Origin of the sequence: Acinetobacter sp. ACZLY 512 (assembly GCF_023614015.1) — a bacterium.
Lineage (GTDB): Bacteria > Pseudomonadota > Gammaproteobacteria > Pseudomonadales > Moraxellaceae > Acinetobacter > Acinetobacter soli.
Genome location: NZ_JAKIVI010000007.1, coordinates 161,970 through 179,875, shown reverse-complemented (window position 1 = coordinate 179,875; position 17,906 = coordinate 161,970). Strand labels below are relative to the sequence as shown.

Annotated in this window: 20 protein-coding genes; 14 read left to right on the top strand and 6 right to left on the bottom strand. The window is 42.0% G+C overall.

Features of this window, described 5'->3' with window-relative positions:
* The first annotated feature begins 694 nt into the window (after positions 1 to 694).
* A complete protein-coding gene (locus L2096_RS09835; protein ID WP_004936095.1) occupies positions 695 to 1,195 on the top strand; it encodes a hypothetical protein in 501 nt (166 codons plus the stop codon).
* Positions 1,196 to 1,325: 130 nt separating this feature from the next.
* Here the strand turns inward: L2096_RS09835 and paeA are convergent, their stop codons facing one another.
* Together paeA and L2096_RS09825 are read right to left on the bottom strand one after the other, a co-directional pair.
* Positions 1,326 to 2,648, bottom strand: a complete 1,323-nt coding sequence (paeA, locus tag L2096_RS09830) for a polyamine export protein PaeA (RefSeq protein ID WP_004936099.1) — start codon at positions 2,646 to 2,648, stop codon at positions 1,326 to 1,328.
* Positions 2,649 to 2,769: 121 nt separating this feature from the next.
* Positions 2,770 to 3,759 (bottom strand): LysR family transcriptional regulator, encoded by a 990-nt coding sequence (locus L2096_RS09825; RefSeq protein WP_004936102.1) that lies wholly within the window; start codon positions 3,757 to 3,759, stop codon positions 2,770 to 2,772.
* A 594-nt stretch (positions 3,760 to 4,353) separates the two neighbouring features.
* Here L2096_RS09825 and L2096_RS09820 point away from each other — a divergent pair.
* Entirely contained in the window at positions 4,354 to 5,958 is a 1,605-nt protein-coding gene (locus L2096_RS09820; RefSeq protein ID WP_004936104.1) for an isocitrate lyase, read from the top strand.
* A gap of 51 nt (positions 5,959 to 6,009) precedes the next feature.
* Here the strand turns inward: L2096_RS09820 and L2096_RS09815 are convergent, their stop codons facing one another.
* Both L2096_RS09815 and L2096_RS09810 read right to left on the bottom strand, forming a co-directional pair.
* Entirely contained in the window at positions 6,010 to 6,495 is a 486-nt protein-coding gene (locus tag L2096_RS09815; RefSeq protein ID WP_104124427.1) for a copper resistance protein NlpE, read from the bottom strand.
* Between the two features lie 111 nt (positions 6,496 to 6,606).
* On the bottom strand, positions 6,607 to 6,933 hold the full coding sequence (locus L2096_RS09810) for a hypothetical protein (RefSeq protein ID WP_004936107.1): 327 nt from the start codon (positions 6,931 to 6,933) through the stop codon (positions 6,607 to 6,609).
* A 291-nt stretch (positions 6,934 to 7,224) separates the two neighbouring features.
* Between L2096_RS09810 and L2096_RS09805 the strand changes: the two genes are divergently transcribed.
* From L2096_RS09805 to L2096_RS09755, 11 genes are all read left to right on the top strand, one after another.
* Complete coding sequence (locus L2096_RS09805; protein ID WP_250365315.1) at positions 7,225 to 8,100, top strand: urease accessory protein UreD; 876 nt, start codon at positions 7,225 to 7,227, stop codon at positions 8,098 to 8,100.
* A gap of 112 nt (positions 8,101 to 8,212) precedes the next feature.
* Positions 8,213 to 8,515 (top strand): urease subunit gamma, encoded by a 303-nt coding sequence (ureA, locus tag L2096_RS09800; protein ID WP_004936114.1) that lies wholly within the window; start codon positions 8,213 to 8,215, stop codon positions 8,513 to 8,515.
* 19 nt (positions 8,516 to 8,534) lie between these two features.
* Positions 8,535 to 8,849: an urease subunit beta gene (locus tag L2096_RS09795; protein WP_004936116.1), complete on the top strand. Its 315-nt coding sequence runs from the start codon at positions 8,535 to 8,537 to the stop codon at positions 8,847 to 8,849.
* 24 nt (positions 8,850 to 8,873) lie between these two features.
* On the top strand, positions 8,874 to 10,574 hold the full coding sequence (gene ureC / locus L2096_RS09790) for an urease subunit alpha (protein WP_104124426.1): 1,701 nt from the start codon (positions 8,874 to 8,876) through the stop codon (positions 10,572 to 10,574).
* Between the two features lie 12 nt (positions 10,575 to 10,586).
* On the top strand, positions 10,587 to 11,165 hold the full coding sequence (locus L2096_RS09785) for a histidine phosphatase family protein (protein WP_004936122.1): 579 nt from the start codon (positions 10,587 to 10,589) through the stop codon (positions 11,163 to 11,165).
* Between the two features lie 11 nt (positions 11,166 to 11,176).
* Positions 11,177 to 11,656 (top strand): urease accessory protein UreE, encoded by a 480-nt coding sequence (gene ureE / locus L2096_RS09780; RefSeq protein WP_004936128.1) that lies wholly within the window; start codon positions 11,177 to 11,179, stop codon positions 11,654 to 11,656.
* Positions 11,646 to 12,308, top strand: a complete 663-nt coding sequence (locus tag L2096_RS09775; protein WP_004936129.1) for an urease accessory protein UreF — start codon at positions 11,646 to 11,648, stop codon at positions 12,306 to 12,308. The genes ureE and L2096_RS09775 overlap by 11 nt, the downstream gene beginning before the upstream one ends.
* A 68-nt stretch (positions 12,309 to 12,376) precedes the next feature.
* A complete protein-coding gene (gene ureG, locus L2096_RS09770) occupies positions 12,377 to 12,991 on the top strand; it encodes an urease accessory protein UreG (protein WP_004936147.1) in 615 nt (204 codons plus the stop codon).
* A 9-nt stretch (positions 12,992 to 13,000) separates the two neighbouring features.
* A complete protein-coding gene (locus L2096_RS09765) occupies positions 13,001 to 13,570 on the top strand; it encodes a HupE/UreJ family protein (RefSeq protein WP_151746102.1) in 570 nt (189 codons plus the stop codon).
* 60 nt (positions 13,571 to 13,630) lie between these two features.
* Positions 13,631 to 14,089, top strand: a complete 459-nt coding sequence (locus L2096_RS09760) for a hypothetical protein (RefSeq protein WP_151746103.1) — start codon at positions 13,631 to 13,633, stop codon at positions 14,087 to 14,089.
* Between the two features lie 188 nt (positions 14,090 to 14,277).
* On the top strand, positions 14,278 to 14,460 hold the full coding sequence (locus tag L2096_RS09755; RefSeq protein ID WP_025095247.1) for a hypothetical protein: 183 nt from the start codon (positions 14,278 to 14,280) through the stop codon (positions 14,458 to 14,460).
* A gap of 96 nt (positions 14,461 to 14,556) precedes the next feature.
* On the opposite strand, the gene rsmD is transcribed toward L2096_RS09755, so the two are convergent.
* Positions 14,557 to 15,105, bottom strand: coding sequence for a 16S rRNA (guanine(966)-N(2))-methyltransferase RsmD (gene rsmD / locus L2096_RS09750; protein WP_088458736.1), 549 nt, complete (start codon positions 15,103 to 15,105; stop codon positions 14,557 to 14,559).
* Positions 15,105 to 17,138: a penicillin-binding protein 2 gene (gene mrdA, locus L2096_RS09745; RefSeq protein WP_004946192.1), complete on the bottom strand. Its 2,034-nt coding sequence runs from the start codon at positions 17,136 to 17,138 to the stop codon at positions 15,105 to 15,107. The genes rsmD and mrdA overlap by 1 nt, the downstream gene beginning before the upstream one ends.
* 237 nt (positions 17,139 to 17,375) lie before the next feature.
* Here mrdA and L2096_RS09740 point away from each other — a divergent pair, with 237 nt between their 5' ends.
* Positions 17,376 to 17,894, top strand: coding sequence for a hypothetical protein (locus tag L2096_RS09740; RefSeq protein WP_233746606.1), 519 nt, complete (start codon positions 17,376 to 17,378; stop codon positions 17,892 to 17,894).
* The last annotated feature ends 12 nt before the right edge of the window (positions 17,895 to 17,906 follow it).

Sequence of the window (17,906 nt, the reverse complement as noted above, 5' to 3'; positions counted from 1 at the left end):
TGGTTGTGGCGTTACAACTATGAAAGACCGCATCAAGCCAATCGAGGAAAACCACCTCTGATAGCTGCTTAATCTCTACTTTTGACTTCGGTTATTTATGGGAGGATTACCCTGATACCTAAAAAAGTAAGCATGTGCGCAATCCTTAGCCCAAAAAATAATACTTATATAATTGTTCAAAATTTTAGAACCTGCGTATATTCATTAATTTTTCTTAAAAGTACAATTGCAGAATGTGTCTATGCGACTAAAGTCTTAAAAAAAATATAAGTCTGTAATTTTTAAAATTATTTTTGCACTCAACTGGTGCGGTTTTGTATATGAATCTGTGTAAAAAGATCAAAAACATTGATTATTTCGAATGATTCTGCTTATCCATCTTATTTCATTTTTTGAACAAAAACATCGCAACTTCTCGCGTGTACACTGATATAGATTAAAATCATTAAGAGAAATCACTTGAGCGCTTAAAAGATATATTCTGACCAAAGATAAATATTAAAATTTCAAAACGATACACTACGCCGCATAATCTATTGATGAATTTTTCATATTTCAACGTGAAATATGACGTTGAAAAGCGCGTTGAATATACAAAGTGGCGTAATAAACACTGTGCTTTTCCTTTCGTTTTATTCTGTTTTAGAGTGACTTTTATGAGACAATATATCTTTCATTTTTCCCAAGGACTCCCATGACAGAACAGTCTCATGAATCTTTAAGCGATATCGAAATTTTAGATATTTTACAGTCGATGAAAAAAGACGAGCTAGATATCGAAGCGAAAGAGATTATTCGTAACGGGGGCAAAGCAGGGCGACAAGAGGCACACAAACAGGCAATTGTGGCTTTAAATCAAAACTTTGAAGAAAAATTTGTAGAAGCAGTAACGTTAGCACTGGGCCTAAATTCTACACAAGCAAAAAAAATTCGGTATAAAAAAGATCGTATTCGTATTTTAAAAGCACGTGGCATCGATTATATGGCCGTAGATGGTGCACAAACAGCACAAGTCTTGGCGCAAATTGCTCAAGCAATTACGCGTGAAGACAGTATTGTGACCAAAGATTTACACGATATTTTCCCATTTTGGAAACAAGGCTGGCCAATGGTTCAGTTTGATAATGCATATAAAATTTTGGCTGAAGATATTCAGATTCATTATCAGGCACTGATCGATGCATTACTTGCTTAATTGCTACATCTAGAGAAATGTGTCTGCTGTATTAAACATTCAGGTACATTCATCTAGATTACGAGCGATCGCTTTGAATGATAAAAAAATGCCTCACTTAAGAGGCATTTTTGATTTCTAAGCAACCAGATTAATGATCGAGTAAAATATGCTCTTCTGGTTTTTCAAGAATACGCGTGACCAGCAACTGGTCAATTTTATAGTGATCCACATCGACCACCTCAAATTTGAATCCTGAAAATTCAACTGTATCGGCAGGGCGAGGGATTTTGCGTAATTGATACATCATAAAACCTGCCAGTGTTTCATAATTTTCTTCATCAGGCATTTCATCGATCTCAAGCGCATGTTTAAGATCTTCAATTGGTGTACCACCGTCTATAAGCCAAGAATTATTATCGCGCTTAATAATTTGTAGCTCTTCATCCATTGGAGTGACCCAATCACCCATCACAGTAATCATGATATCACTGAGGGTAATCACACCAACAACCCAAGCGTATTCATTGATAACGACCGCAAATTTTTCCTTGGTCGATCGGAATCGATCAAGTACCTCAGAAAGGGTGAGTGTATCGGGAATGGTTAAAACGGTTCGGATGGTATTTTCTTTGAGTTGAATCAAAGATTGATTTTTCAAAATCCGCACCAAAATATCTTTGGCATCTACATAGCCAATCACCTGATCGATATGTGCATTACACACCAAAAACTTCGAATACGGATACTCAGCCAGTTTTTGACGAATGCTTTCATCGGTCTCATCGAGTGTAAAATACACAATGTTTTCACGCGTGGTCATGCTCGAAGGAACCGTTCGTTCTTCTAGCTCAAAAACATTCTCAATAAAATGATGCTCTTGTTTTTGTAATACACCAGCCTGCGCACCAGCTTCCATGACTGCTGAAATGTCATCGAAGGTAATGTTGTCATCACGAATGGTATTGACCTTAAATAAACGGAACAACATATTCGCGATCGCATTAATCAGCCATGCCAATGGCTTGCAGACTTTAATAAAGATCTGAATAGGTTCAATGACACTGACCGCGATTTTTTCAGGTGCAATCATGGCCAAGCGCTTTGGCATGAGGTCGGCAAATAAAATAAATAACGAGGTAACAAAGGTAAACGATAAGCTAAAGCCAATGGTTTCGGTCCAAGGGCCGTCGTAGACGCGATCAATCAGTTCGACAAAAAATGGCCGAAATGCGGCCTCACCTAAAATACCCCCGAGTATCGCAACAGCATTTAAGCCTATTTGCGATGCGGCAAAGAAATCTGCAGATTGCGCCTGCAAATCCAACACCTTTTGGGCGCGTTCATCACCAGATTCGGCCAGGATTTTCAGCTTGACTTTGCGCGCGCCCGCTAGCGCAATTTCAGTGAGTGATAAAAAACCAGCCGCAACAATCAGCATCATGATGATGATGGCATTTTGAAAGAGACTCACAGTTCACCTGTTGTATTGGTTATTTTGCGAAAACTTAGATAAAAAATAGTGAGGTAGTCAGACTACCTCTGTTTTAAATTAGTATAAGCGTGAAAAAAGAAGAATTTAAGAAAAATTTCAATTAGTAATGAGAAAACTGTGAGTTATTGGTGATAAATTCACGATTTTCTTCTTCGATCATTTGTCGAGCAACAAAAAGAATCAGTTGGCGTAACCAGCGATGTGCAGGATGATGATGTAATAACGGACACCATGCCATTTTTAATTCAAACTCTGGAATATAAAACGGTGGATCTTTTATCACAAGACGCGGATTTTGCGCTTGCAAACGCGCCATTCGTGTTGGAAGGGTCGCAATCAGATCCACATTTTGCGCCAATAATGCAGGCATCTGATAATGACGGGTAAACACTGAAATTTTACGTTTTTGTCCGATTCGCTCAAGTGCCTGATCAATCCAGCCTAAGCCCGCTTGCTTGTCTGGGTTGACACCAAATCCCACGCCCATACCGGTTTTCGATACCCAGATATGTTGCGCATCGAGGTAGCTTTTTAAATTTAGGTGCTGAACAGCAGGGTGCTTGTCATTTAATAAGCAGCTAAAACTGTCACGCCAAACCAGAACCTGATGAAAACTTTGTGGAATTTCATTGAAACGGTTAATCGCAAGATCGACTTTACCTTGCTCCATGTCACGATATGAAACGTCACTTGGTGTGAGAAAGTCTAACACCACATTCGGTGCTTCTGAACGTAATGCTTTGACCAAGCGCGGGATGAGCGTTGCTTCGGCGTAGTCAGAGGTCATGACACGAAACACGCGACTGCTTGTATAAGGGCGAAACTCTGTTCTCGGTTCCAGAATCATCGACAAATCAGATAAGGCATCGCGAATACGCGGCTGAAGTTCGAGCGCGCGCTCGGTGGGTGTCATACCTTCAGATGAACGAATTAACAACGGATCATTAAATAAATTGCGTAAACGGCGTAGAATATTACTCATGGCAGGTTGGGTAACACCCAATTGTTCAGCTGCACGAGTAACGTTCTTTTCGCGAAGTAGTACATCAAGATAAATTAATAGATTGAGGTCAACTCGCTCTAGATTCATAAAAAAAATACCGAGAATAAAAAAAGAAAATTATATTTGATTATGCCACAGTTCATTTGATTTGTGTCAACGTAAACATAAAAAAGACCATATCGAATAAAAGCAGAAATTTCGAGTCATCAATAAAAACATGAACCATCGCGGTACAGATTCAATGACAAGTACATAATGATGATGAGTAAAATACAAAAATTGATCAGTTGCATCTACTACGTGCAACAATTATATCTGATAAAAAATGCAATCGCACTGGCAATTTTGATCGATAATTTGGTTTTTATTTGATCTAAAATAGCGGAGTCGACTTAAGTCTAATATCAAAATTAACACGATAGCGTCATTTTAAATCAGCTTAATGATTATTTTTATTTATTAAATAACAAAAGCTTAGTTTGTGGTATTTTAATTATATTACGACTTTTATCTATGTATTTTTTAAATAAATACCGAAAATTAGCTTAGAATATTGGATTAATTTTTTTGCAACTACTAAGCTGTATTCATAGCGAAGAACAGTACAAAATCTAGTCAAATAATTTAATCTGATTTTGAACTGGAACTTCGATCAACCCAAAATGATTATAGGGCAATATCATGACTACATATCAATCAGCTTTAGAGCACGTTCGTACCGTTAAGGACAAATTAGGTGGCACGTGGAATGCAATCCGTGCAGAAGATGCAGCTCGTATGATTGTTCAAAACCGTTTCCGTACAGGTTTAGACATTGCCAAGTATACAGCGTCCATTATGCGTCAAGACATGGCTGAATACGATGCGGACACTAGCAAATATACTCAGTCTTTGGGTTGCTGGCATGGTTTTATTGCACAACAAAAAATGATCGCCAACAAAAAATATTTTGGCACGACATCTAAGCGTTATATCTATCTATCAGGCTGGATGGTTGCTGCACTTCGTTCTGAATTTGGTCCACTTCCTGACCAATCTATGCATGAAAAAACCTCTGTTCCTGCATTGATCGAAGAAATCTATACCTTCTTGCGTCAAGCAGATGCTAAAGAACTAAACGATTTGTTCCGTGCATTACAAAAAGCTGAAGCAGCAGGTGATACAGCGAAAGCCAAAGAAATTGAAGCGCAAATTGACAACTTCGAAACGCACGTTGTGCCAATCATTGCCGACATCGATGCTGGCTTCGGTAATGAAGAAGCAACTTACCTTTTGACTAAAAAAATGATCGAAGCGGGTGCATGTGCGATCCAAATCGAAAACCAAGTTTCTGACGCAAAACAGTGTGGTCACCAAGCAGGTAAAGTAACTGTTCCACATGAAGATTTCCTTGCAAAAATCAATGCAGTACGTTTTGCATTTATTGAGCTTGGAATCGATGAGGGCGTGATTGTTGCACGTACTGACTCTGAAGGCGCGGATTTGACTCAAAAAATTCCAGTGTCGAAAGAAAAAGGCGACTTGGCATCTCAATACATCAGCTATCTCGATACACAAGAAATCGATATTGCTGAAGCAAGTGATGATGAGATCTTAATCAAGCGTGATGGTAAGTTGCATCGTCCTAAACGTTTGGCGTCTGGCTTGTATCAGTTCCGTGAAGGCACACAAATCGACCGCGTGGTACTTGACTGTGTCACCAGCTTGCAAAATGGTGCAGACATGCTGTGGATTGAAACACCAACACCAAACGTAGCTGAAATTGCACACATGGTGAATCGTGTGAAAGAAGTGGTTCCAAATGCAAAACTGGTCTATAACAATAGTCCGTCATTCAACTGGACACTGAACTTCCGTCAGCAATCTTATGACCGTTGGGCTGCTGAAGGCAAAGACGTTTCTGCCTACGATCGTGCTAAGTTGATGAGCGCTGAATATGACAACACGGAATTGGCTGCGGATGCAGACGAAAAAATCCGTACCTTCCAAGCAGATGCTGCACGTGAAGCGGGTGTATTCCATCACTTGATTACACTACCGACTTACCACACTGCTGCATTGTCTACACATGAGTTGGCAAAAGGCTACTTTGGTGAAGAAGGTATGTTGGCTTATGTTGCGGGTGTTCAGCGTAAAGAAATCCGTGGCGGTATTGCATGTGTGAAACACCAAGCAATGGCGGGTTCTGACATCGGTGATGACCACAAAGAGATCTTCTCTGGCGAGCAAGCACTTAAAGCTGGTGATGCAAGCAAAAATACAATGAATCAGTTCTCTGCTCACTAATTGAGTAAAGAAAGAAAAAACCCTGCAATCGCAGGGTTTTTTGATGCAAATTTAACTTTTCTTTTTTAAAACATAATATTCAGCCAAACTGCCGTCAATTTTGTTGCCTTCCAAATCAAGTGCTGTTGCAGTATTTTCACCAATAAAGAATTTACGCTGTTCAGACTTCTGATCTAATACAATCATCGATGGATTTTTTGAGTCAAATGTAAAACTTCCTTTGGTTTCAAACGGCTTACCATCGCCTTTACCTAAATACGTTTCTTTAAGTACATAGGTTTTGTCGTCGTTTAACTGAAGCTCAGTTTGAATGCCTTCGCAGTCGGCACACGGCAATTTACCTTGATAATCACCCGACCAATCCAGTGAATTTTCAGCAGTATGCGTCATATCATGGGCTTGATGCTGGTCGTGTTTAACCTCAGATGCGGCTTGACTATGCTGCTCAGCGGTAGCAGTATCTGTTTTATTTTCAGGTTTTGAGCAAGCGGCTAGAACCAAACTGGTCAATGCAAGCGCTAATAACGATTTTTTCATGTTTTACCCAATCATTATTTATTTAATGGATGCCCAGCCTATAAAAAAAATCAAGCCAGTTAAATAATTGAAATGTAAGATTAGGTAGAACATTCCCTCATAAGTATCAGTTTATTTCAACTCAGGATTAATACCACCCAATGCCTGGCAGGCTGCTTTATAACGTTGTAATTGTTGTTGTACGGCTTCATCGAGTGGCATTTTAAATGTTGCATCGCCCGATTTAAATTGTTCAACATAGCTTGTGGCCTTGGCTTTACTGGTTGCTAGAGATTGCTGATGAAAGCTGTTGATCGAACTGTGCGGAATTTCGGTGGTTTCGAGATTTTTACACTCGAAATTTTGCAGCAATTTTTCAGCACGTTTCACTTCATTTGAGCTTCCGATTACACAACCAGAGAGTGCGGCACAACTTATTAATATTGTCAGGGTTTTCATTATCAGAACAATTAGGTTAGGGTGGTCGTTAAGCCCGCTATTCTATCGGTATTGTGGCGCTAAAACCTTGTCATTATTTGTGAAAATTGACTAAATTTTGGCTAATCAATATCACAAAATCATCTCAATCACTTGATTGAAAAAAATAACACAAGAAAAGTACCAAAAATTATGCTATTGAAATGTATGTAAAATAAACGTTTAAGCAATCCTTTTAAAAAATTGCCAATTCTTGGTGCAAAAATTGCTTAACTGATCAGACCAGTAGAACATGTCGCATAAAGGAACAGCATGAATCAGCCACAGGACTTTCACATCCAAAGATCCAAAGCTTTGTGGTATGCCCAACTCGAATTAGGCTTTCATGATGATGGTGAGCGCACCATTATGAAGCATAGAAAGCATCACGGACCTGTTCGGGTGCAAAAAATGCTATGGCCTGAAAAAACGGGTGTATGTCATGCAATATTGGTGCATCCACCAGCAGGTATTGCGGGGGGAGATCATTTAACTTTTCAGATATATACAGAAGAAGGCGCACATGCAGTTGTGACGACTCCAGGAGCTGGAAAATGGTATCGCACCAATGGTAAACCAGCTGCGCAACATATTTATTTAAATGCACGAGGACGTTCGATTTTAGAATGGCTTCCTCAGGAAACCATGCTCTACGATGGTGCAAATGCGCAGTCGGAAACCACCATTCATCTTGATCAAGCCGCCAGTTTTATTGGATGGGATATGCTGGTTCTTGGGCGTCAGGCTCGCGCGGAGACATTTTCTGACGGTGCTTATCGCAATATATTTACGTTATATCGTGATCAGAAACTACTGGTTGCCGACACACTGCGCTTTACAGGAAATGATCGCTGGTTACGATCATGTTTAGGCATGAACGGACACGCCGTAATGGCCAGTTTGTGGGCGGTTGCACCTGAAACACATCGCGCTAAAGTCGATCTTGAGCAGCATGTTGAGCTGATTCGAGAATTGATTATGCGTATGGATGCACCGGTAACACTGACGCTACTCGATGATGTGCTCTGTGCCCGTTATTTAGGTGATGATGTTCGGCAATGTCATGATGCATTTGCTGCCATACGCGCTCGATTGCGTCGTTACTGGCTCAATTTAGATGAAGAATTTCCGCGAATTTGGCGCACTTAATTGTAGGCGAGTAGTGGGTTTATCAACCAGAAGATAAATAAACAAAGCTTCAATGCCACATGTGTGCACATATTTTGCTTTAAAGACACTTAATGAAACTAGGTATATCGAAATGGAACTGAATCCAACCGAAAAAGACAAGATGTTGATTTTTACTGCAGGTTTGGTCGCTGAGCGTCGTAAGGCACGTGGTTTAAAGTTAAATTATCCTGAAGCAGTCGCATTTATTTCAGCAGCACTGTTAGAAGGTGCGCGTGATGGAATGAGCGTTGCAGAATTGATGCATTACGGCACCACCTTACTCAGTAAAAATGATGTGATGGATGGCGTGGCCGAAATGATTGCTGAGGTACAGGTCGAGGCGACTTTTCCAGATGGTTCAAAACTTGTGACGGTTCATCAACCCATTGTTTAATCATTCAGAGGAGAACATCATGATTCCTGGAGAAGTGCTCACTCCCGATAGTATTATTGAACTCAATGTCGGCCGACCAACGCTCAAAATCAGTGTTGCCAATACTGGCGACCGTCCTATTCAGGTCGGATCACATTTTCATTTTGCAGAAGCCAATGATGCACTGGAGTTTGATCGTGAACAAGCTAGAGGCTATCGTCTAAATATTGCCGCAGGAACCGCGGTTCGATTTGAACCGGGACAAAACCGAGAGATTGAATTGGTTGCACTGGCAGGCAAGCGAGAAGTATATGGATTTGCCGGTCGTGTGATGGGCGCACTGGACTCAGAATGAAAACAATGTGGAAGGCCTTTTAATATGAAAATGTCGCGTCGTGCATACGCTGAAATGTTTGGCCCAACGGTAGGAGATCGAGTCCGTTTAGCCGATACCGAACTATTTATTGAAGTAGAACAAGACCTCACCACTTATGGCGAAGAAGTCAAATTTGGTGGTGGTAAGGTGATTCGCGATGGCATGGGGCAATCGCAGTTACTTGCAGATCAAGTGGCAGATACCGTAATTACCAATGCATTGATTGTTGATTGGTGGGGCATTGTAAAAGCCGATGTGGGCCTTAAAAATGGTCGTATCTGGAAAATTGGTAAAGCTGGAAATCCAGATATTCAGCCAGACATTACCATTCCACTCGGCGCAGCAACAGAGGTCATTGCAGGTGAAGGGCAAATTCTGACCGCAGGCGGAATTGACACTCATATTCACTGGATTTGTCCTCAGCAGGTAGAAACGGCATTGATGTCTGGTGTGACTACTATGGTGGGTGGTGGTACTGGACCGGCAGCAGGAACGTCAGCCACGACAGTTACACCTGGCCCATGGCACATTGGTACCATGTTACAAGCCATTGACGATTTACCCATGAATATTGGTTTGCTGGGTAAAGGCAATATTAGTTTACCGGATCCGATTCGTGAACAGATTAAAGCGGGTGTGGTGGGGCTTAAACTGCACGAAGACTGGGGCTCGACGCCTGCTGCAATTGATAACTGCCTGAGTGTGGCCGATGAGTTTGATGTGCAGGTTGCTATTCATACCGATACACTCAATGAAGGCGGCTTTTTGGAAGAAACGCTCGGGGCATTTAAAAACCGAACCATTCATACCTATCATACCGAAGGTGCTGGCGGTGGGCATGCCCCCGATATTTTAAAAGCGATCGGGCAGGCCAACGTACTGCCATCTTCGACCAATCCAACACGCCCATATACTATCAATACCATCGATGAGCATTTGGATATGCTGATGGTGTGTCATCATTTGGATCCTGCAATTGCAGAAGATGTGGCATTTGCTGAAAGTCGTATTCGTCGTGAAACCATTGCAGCAGAGGATATTTTACAAGATCTAGGTGCTATTTCGATGATGTCGTCAGACTCTCAGGCCATGGGCCGCGTGGGAGAAGTGATTATTCGGACATGGCAAACTGCACATAAAATGAAGGTACAACGCGGCGCACTTGAAGGAGACAATGAGTTTCATGATAACAACCGAATTAAGCGTTACATCGCCAAATACACCATCAATCCTGCTATTACACACGGTTTAAGCCATGAAGTGGGGTCAATAGAAGAAGGAAAGTTGGCCGATTTAGTGCTTTGGAAGCCCGCATTTTTTGGGGTTAAACCCTCGATGATTATCAAAGGCGGGATGATTGCCGCAGCACCGATGGGCGATATCAATGCTTCAATTCCAACGCCACAGCCTGTGCATTATCGTCCGATGTTTGGTTCTTATCCACGTGCTGTACATAACACGTGTATCACCTTTTTGCCGCAAGTGGCAATTGATGAAGGCGTCGATCAGAAGTTGCAACTTAAAAAGTTGATCAGCCCGTGTAAAAACACGCGCAACATTACCAAACATGACATGAAACATAATACTTACTGCCCCGTGATGGATGTGCATCCTGAAACATACGAAGTGCGCGCCGATGGGGAACTGCTGACCTGTGAGCCAGCCGATGTGCTGCCAATGGCTCAACGTTATTTCTTGTTTTAAGGATAATATGACGTGATTTATTTGATTCGGCATGCACAAAGTAAAGCGAATGTAAATTTGAGATGTACATCTCATGCCAATATTGAATTGACCGAACAGGGCAAATTACAATCTGAGCAACTTGCAATTAAACTTCCGCATGCCGATCGAATTTTTATTTCATCCTTTACGCGCACGTTGCAAACTGCAAAGCCTCTTGCAGTAAGAGATCAGTTAAATCCAGAAGTTTTCGATATTCATGAGTTTTCATATTTGTCTGACGTTAAATGTCAAAATACAACACTTGAGGAACGTAAGCCATTTGTAGATGCTTACTGGACGTTAGCTGATCCATATTACAAAGATGCAGAAGATGCAGAGTCTTTTGCTGAGTTTTATCAGCGAGTTGAAAATTTTTCTGGGCTATTGAATGATCTAAAATATCTTTATCAAGTTAAAAACCTAATGATATTTAGTCATGGACAATTTCTTACTTTATTGAAATTGATCGCATTCGAACATCAAGAATTATCTAAAAATCTTATGAATGAGTTTCGTAAGCGTACGATTGATAATCCAATCCAGAACACAGATTTTTTTATTTACGCATAGGGTTTTCTCTTATGAAAATTTATACCCAACGTCTGGATGAAATTTCATCAGACCAAACATTTGAAACGGTCGAACTGAACTTTGATACCCGTCAAAAATCGCGTTTTCGTGCAACCTTAAAAGACGGTACCGATATCGGTGCCGACTTGCCGCGCACGGGTATTTTACGCAGTGGCTCATTTATTGCGACCCATGACGGCGATATTCTGCGTGTAGATGCCAAACCAGAACGTTTAATGCAGGTCACGGCCAAAACGGATTTTGAATTGCTCAAAGCGGCTTATCATTTAGGGAATCGTCATGTTCCATTAATGCTTACACCGTACGCGCTTTATTTTGAACCAGATCACGTACTGGCAGAAATGGTTGAAGGTTTGGGATTGGTTGTTAAAGAAGTTGAACATATGTTTGAACCTGAAAGTGGTGCTTATGCACAGCATGCACATGATCATCGTTTAAGCCCAATCAAGTCATTGCATCATGTCCATTAATGCTGCTCAACTGCTCAAGCTACTGACACTGTCTTCTACGGCATTGCCTGTAGGGGCTTACTGCTACTCACAAGGTGTAGAAAGCGCCATTCAGGTGGGGCTTGTGCATGATGAAGAGAGCAGCAGTGCTTATTTTGAAGAAGTGCTTGAGATGTTGCTGGTGCGCTTTGAGCTGCCATTGCTCAAACGGCTGATGCTACATTTTAATGATGACGAGCAGTTTTTAAAGTGGGCGCATCTCTATAGAGCGAGCCGTGAAAGTAAAGAGCTCTTGGCAGAATCCCAGCAATTGGCATTTTCTTTGAACGCTTGGATTAAGGCCGTACTCAAGATGCCTGTAGAGGTAAAAAAGCAGTTTGGTTTTGTACCTGTATATGCCCAGTTGTGCGGACGCCTTGAACTTAATCCGGCAGAGGTTTTAACAGCATATACCTTTAGCGTGCTTGAAAATCAGGTTTTGGCCGCAGTGAAAACGGTTCCACTTGGGCAAATGAGCGGCCAGCGAATTTTATGGCATTTACATGAAAAAGTGCCGCAAGCTGTCGAGCAGGCGTTGTTATTGCAAGACGACCAAATCAGTAGTGCATTGCCTCAGTATGCAATGCTAAGCATGCAACATGAAACCCAATATTCGAGACTATTTCGATCTTAACCCTTGATTTGGCAAAGTAATAAAATTGAACTGCTAAATCAAAATGTGACATTTTAAAGGAAATAAACATGACAGAACGTAGCCCATTACGCGTTGGCATTGGTGGTCCGGTTGGATCGGGTAAAACAGCATTGACCCTTAATCTGTGCCGTGCCTTACGTGAAAAATACAATATGGCTGTCGTCACCAATGATATTTACACTAAAGAAGATTCAAACTTTCTGACCCGAAACGAAGCCATGACACCAGACCGAATTGTGGGGGTTGAAACGGGTGGATGCCCGCACACCGCTATTCGTGAAGATGCATCCATCAACTTGGCTGCAATTGATGATCTTTGTGAAAAATTTGACGGTCTGGAACTCATCATTATTGAAAGTGGTGGAGACAACTTGGCTGCAACGTTTAGTCCAGAACTTTCAGATCTGACACTCTATGTGATTGATGTCGCCGGTGGAGAAAAGATTCCACGCAAAGGTGGCCCTGGCATTACTAAATCTGATTTATTAATTATTAATAAAACGGATCTGGCGCCAATGGTTGGAGCGAATTTAGACATTATGGAACAAGATGCCAAGCGGATGCGCGGCGATAAACCGTTTTTATTTTCGAACATGAAAACAGAAGATGGTTTAGCACAAATTATTGAATTTATTGAAAAGCAAGGGCTTTTTAAGGCTTAAGGAGGCGCCATGCGCTCAATCACAAAACAACTGCTCATCATCTTGATATCGGCTTTGCCTGTTGCAGCGATGGCACACCCCGGACATGCTTCACAAGCAGGTTTCTGGACAGGATTTATTCACCCCTTCACTGGACTTGATCATTTAACCATGGCAATCGGCTTTGGCGTATTGCTCTGGACAGTTGCAAAAAAATGGAAAGTTTTAGGTATTGTGGGGTTGAGTTTAAGCCTCGTTTTTGGTTTTGTTTTGGGCGCAAACGGTATTATCGCTGACGCGATTGCTGAATATGGCATTGTGACATCGTTAATCGTACTGGCTGTTGCACTGTGGAGTAAGTCTTATCGTGTATTGCCATTTGTTGCATTGCTAATGGCGAGCTTTCACGGTGCTGCGCACGGCGTTGAGCTTGCACCTCAAGGCCACGTCATTGCTTTGATCTCTGGTATGGTGCTCGGTATGGCAACGTTGTATACGATCGGCTTGGTGGTAGGTGAGTTGATCAATCGCCATGTACCGTACGGACGTAAAGTCTTGTCTGCTTTAGCCATGTTGGTCGCAATTATCGGTTTAGCCTAAGCGGTTTCATCTTGTCAAAAGGTAGCGTATGCTACCTTTTTTACTATATCTTTTTAAAAAATGATGAGGTTGTCTGTTTTATTAAGACTGACTGTATTGTTGGCATTAAGCTGTTATTCATCCTGGGGACAGGCTTATGATTTTTTCTCACAAGCAATGCCTGACAACACAGTGAATCTGGATGTAAATCTTGAAAATAAAGACTTGAATCAGGAGCAGAAGCACCTTGCCGAGCAACATGATCAAGAAGAAAACAATTATAAAGTGCTTAAAAATCTTTTCTATGCAAATGAGCGAATCAGTATTTATAACTATACGGTGTATAACATGGATGATTTGAAAAGTAAGATGATTGAGAGATCTCCCGATGCGGTTGGTCTACACGATTTATCTATTTCGTTTGGTTATGGCATGAGTTATCGACTTAAAGATGATACAAAGCTAGGCTACGAGTACGTTTCTAATTTTCCCTATGATCGTGGACAGTTGATCCGTTTTTTCTGGATTCGATCTTTTTAAGATTGGAGATATCTTTTTTTACCTAAGTAACATAAGACACATCAATTGATGATGAAGACACTATAATTTCTTCAACATTATTTAATGGCCTTAAATCAGACTAAACGCACTTATTAACAGTGAAGCAGTCGATGATGCTAAAAAGACTTCGTGTTTTCATTTCTGTTTTTTTAACTGTAACGAGTTTTATGTCGAGCTTATCTGTACAAGCACAAAGCTTTTCCGGATATCAAAATCAACTGTCGAATATGCACCAACCACGCTGGTCATTGCAACCAAGACAACAACTCGATGATGATGACGTCCGAGAGCGCCGTGAAGAGGAAATAGTGCGAGACGTGCGGCCGGTATGTTTAGATCGCCCTGACTAATCGAATGATTAAACCCATAGATCAAGAAGAGTTCACGATTAAACAATACCGCTTAAATACAAATAAGATTTTGACGCATTGTCGGGCGAATCATCGCTATAATTTTTTCTGATAAAGCCCTGCGCGCACTGTTCCGGCTTTGCTCGATTTAAGCAATTGCCATGTGTTGGGGAGTTGCAACTGAGTCAACTCCCGATCTGCTTCGACATAAATATAGGCATTTTCACGGGCCAGAGGATCAAGTAAAATAGCTAATTCTGTCCATAAATCTAGGCTGTAAGGCGGATCTAGAAAGATCACATCAAATTGCTGATTCAGTCTAGGTAAAACCTGCTGTGCGGTGGCGACTTTTAAGTCGCAATTTTTCGCCTCAAGTAACTGGATATTCTGCTTGAGAATTTTGGCCTGTAGCGTTTCTGGCTCGATCATCAGTACCGAAGCTGCTCCACGCGACAAAGCCTCAAAGCCCAGTGCGCCAGAACCCGTACAAACATCGAGCACGGCCGCATTTTGAATATCCCACATGAGCCAGTTAAATAATGTTTCACGAACACGATCTGGGGTGGGGCGTAAACCCTCGACACTGGCAAATGGAAGCTGTCGACGTTTCCACTGCCCACCAATAATACGTAACTGATTTTTCATTATTCTGAGATCTCTGCTGAGGCAGGTGCAGATACGGCACTGACCGAAGAGGCAGCAGTGTTTGGTTTCTGCTGTGGTTTATTGCGATTTGACACGGCATTTGGATCTGCTTCAAGTAAAGCACCGCTAGGAAGCTCGCCCGGCTTAATACCGGCTGTCATCAAGCCGCCACTCAGTTGATGATTGGCTGGTCGGATTGGATTTTTCTTGCGGGTCAGTAGCCAATAGTCAAATAATGGGCGCGAAAGCTGAGCTGCCGATCCACCATGTCGACCATTTTCCCACACCACAGCCACCGCAATTTCAGGGGTTTCAGCAGGTGCGAATCCAACAAATAGACCATGGTCGAGTTGGCGCTCAGACAAAATTGACTCGTTGTAGCGTTTACCTTGCGCAATACTTTTAACCTGAGCTGTCCCTGTTTTGCCTGCAATTTGATACATTGGTGTACGAATACCGCGACCTGTACCACTTTGAATCACATCAATCATGGCATCGCGCATATTGACCCAGTCCTGTTCTGTGCCATTAAACTGGATTTTACCGTCCGGTGCATTGTGTACCTTAAAGGGTTTGGCGCCATGTGCAGAACGAAGTACATGCGGTGTCACATGAGCACCGTGGTTGGCCATAATTGATGTAGCCATTGCAAGCTGGAGTGGTGTTGCAGTAAATGCACCCTGACCAATACTCACAGAAATCGTTTCGCCTTTGAGCCATTTCGATTTACGCGTGCGCATTTTCCACTCTGGATTTGGGTACAGGCCTTCACTCTCACTCGGTAAATCAACCCCTGTTTTTTGACCAAAACCAAATTGACGCATCCAAGCATTCATTTTGTCGATTCCCATCTGATACGACAATACATAGAAATAGGTATCGCAGGAATCGATAATCGATTTATGCAAATTCACCATTCCATGACCGCCTTTTTTCCAGTCACGGAACTTATGAGAATCTCCCGGAAGATGGAAATAACCCGGATCATAGATACTGGTCGACCAGTCTACAGTGCCATAATGAATGCCGCCCAATCCTTCCATCGGTTTAATGGTCGAACCCGGTGGATAGACCCCTTGTAAGGCACGGTTATACAGCGGCTGATCGAGATTGTCTCGCAAGGCACTGTAGTCCACATGACTAATCCCTGTCACAAATAAATTTGGATTAAAGCTTGGGCTAGATACCAGCGCCAGAATTTCACCTGTACGCGGATCCATCGCCACGATTGCACCACGACGACCGACCAGTTGCTCGGCAGCCACCACTTGCAAGCCGTAATCGATTGAAAGATAAAGGTCGTTACCTCGTACTGGTTCTTTACGCCCAAGATGACGCAAGATATTGCTGTGGGCATCGGCCTCGACTGATTCGTATCCTGGTGTTCCGTGTAACAAGTCTTCGTAGGTTTTTTCTACCCCGATCTTGCCAATCAGGTTGGTTCCAGCGTAGGTGTCTTTATTGAGCGTTTGAAGCTCTTTTTCATTGATGCGCCCCACGTAACCAATCACATGTGCAAACAGATCCCCGTGCGGGTAATAGCGAGTCATCTGTGTCTCGATTTTTACACCCGGAAAGTTATATTTCTGTTCACTAAACTTGGCAATATCTGCTTCGGTCAGATTGAGTTTAATCGATACGCGCTCAGTTTTACGTGCTGTTTTAATTCGCGTTTTAAAACGATCAATATCTTCTTGTGTAAGGGTAAGAATAGGCGTAAGTCGTTCGAGTGTACCATCGATATCTTCAACATCTGCGCGGCTCATGGTTGCCGTAAAGACCGGATAATTATCGGCCAGTAATACGCCGTTTCGGTCGTAAATGTAACCCCGAGCAGGAGGAAGAGGTTGCAGTCGAATCCGGTTTTTGTCAGAGGCTGTAGAGAACTCATCAAAATGCACAATTTGCAAATAGGCATAACGGCTCATCAACACCAGTAAGCAGCAACACACCAAGCCAATTGCAAAAAAGATTCGCCCTCGATACAGACGCTTTTCTTGCTGGTTATCTTTTAACGGAAAGTGCTGCTTCATACCAATAGACTTTAACTTGAACGACACAAATAAATAGCCGTAAAGTTTACCCTATCACGCTTATAAAACAGAGATAAATTTTAAGTATTCACCCACAATCGAGATCAGTTTTTTGACATTTGCGCCATCAAAATTGTAAGGTGCTGTATATAAGAACGAAACTATTTCTGTTAAAGTCACAAAACAGTTAAAGGAATGCTCTAAATTGAAGATGTTTGGAGAAACACGGAGAAAATAATGAAAAAAATATATTCATTTCTTGCTCTCTTAACCTTTAGTTCGGTGACATGTGCAAGTGTTCAGGATTATTTGCCTGAAGCAAAGTTGCAAGGCAAAGATGTTAGTCCGTTCAATGTCGGCTTGGGAGTCACCCAGCAACTGGCACATGTGAATGGCGAATGGGTCAATCCTTATGGCATTGCTTATTTAAAGGCAGGCGCCTATCTCAATGGCGATCATACCTTTGGCGGGCAAGTTGGCTTCCGTTATCCATATTATCTCACAGGCAAAAATCAAAATGGATACTACTTAGGTGTATATGCTGGTACGCTAGAAAGCCGCCGAGTCGACAATGATTACACCTCACGAGTCGGTGGTGGCGTCGATTTGGCGTATGTTTGGTTAAATAAAGATCGAATCAGTACCTTTAGTGTTGGCATTGGTGCCGCAGAAGCGTTAAAAAATATAGATGGGTCTACTGTAGTTGATACCAAACCTCAATTACAGTTTGCTTATACGCTAAGTTTTGGTCTTTAAAGTGCCGAGATT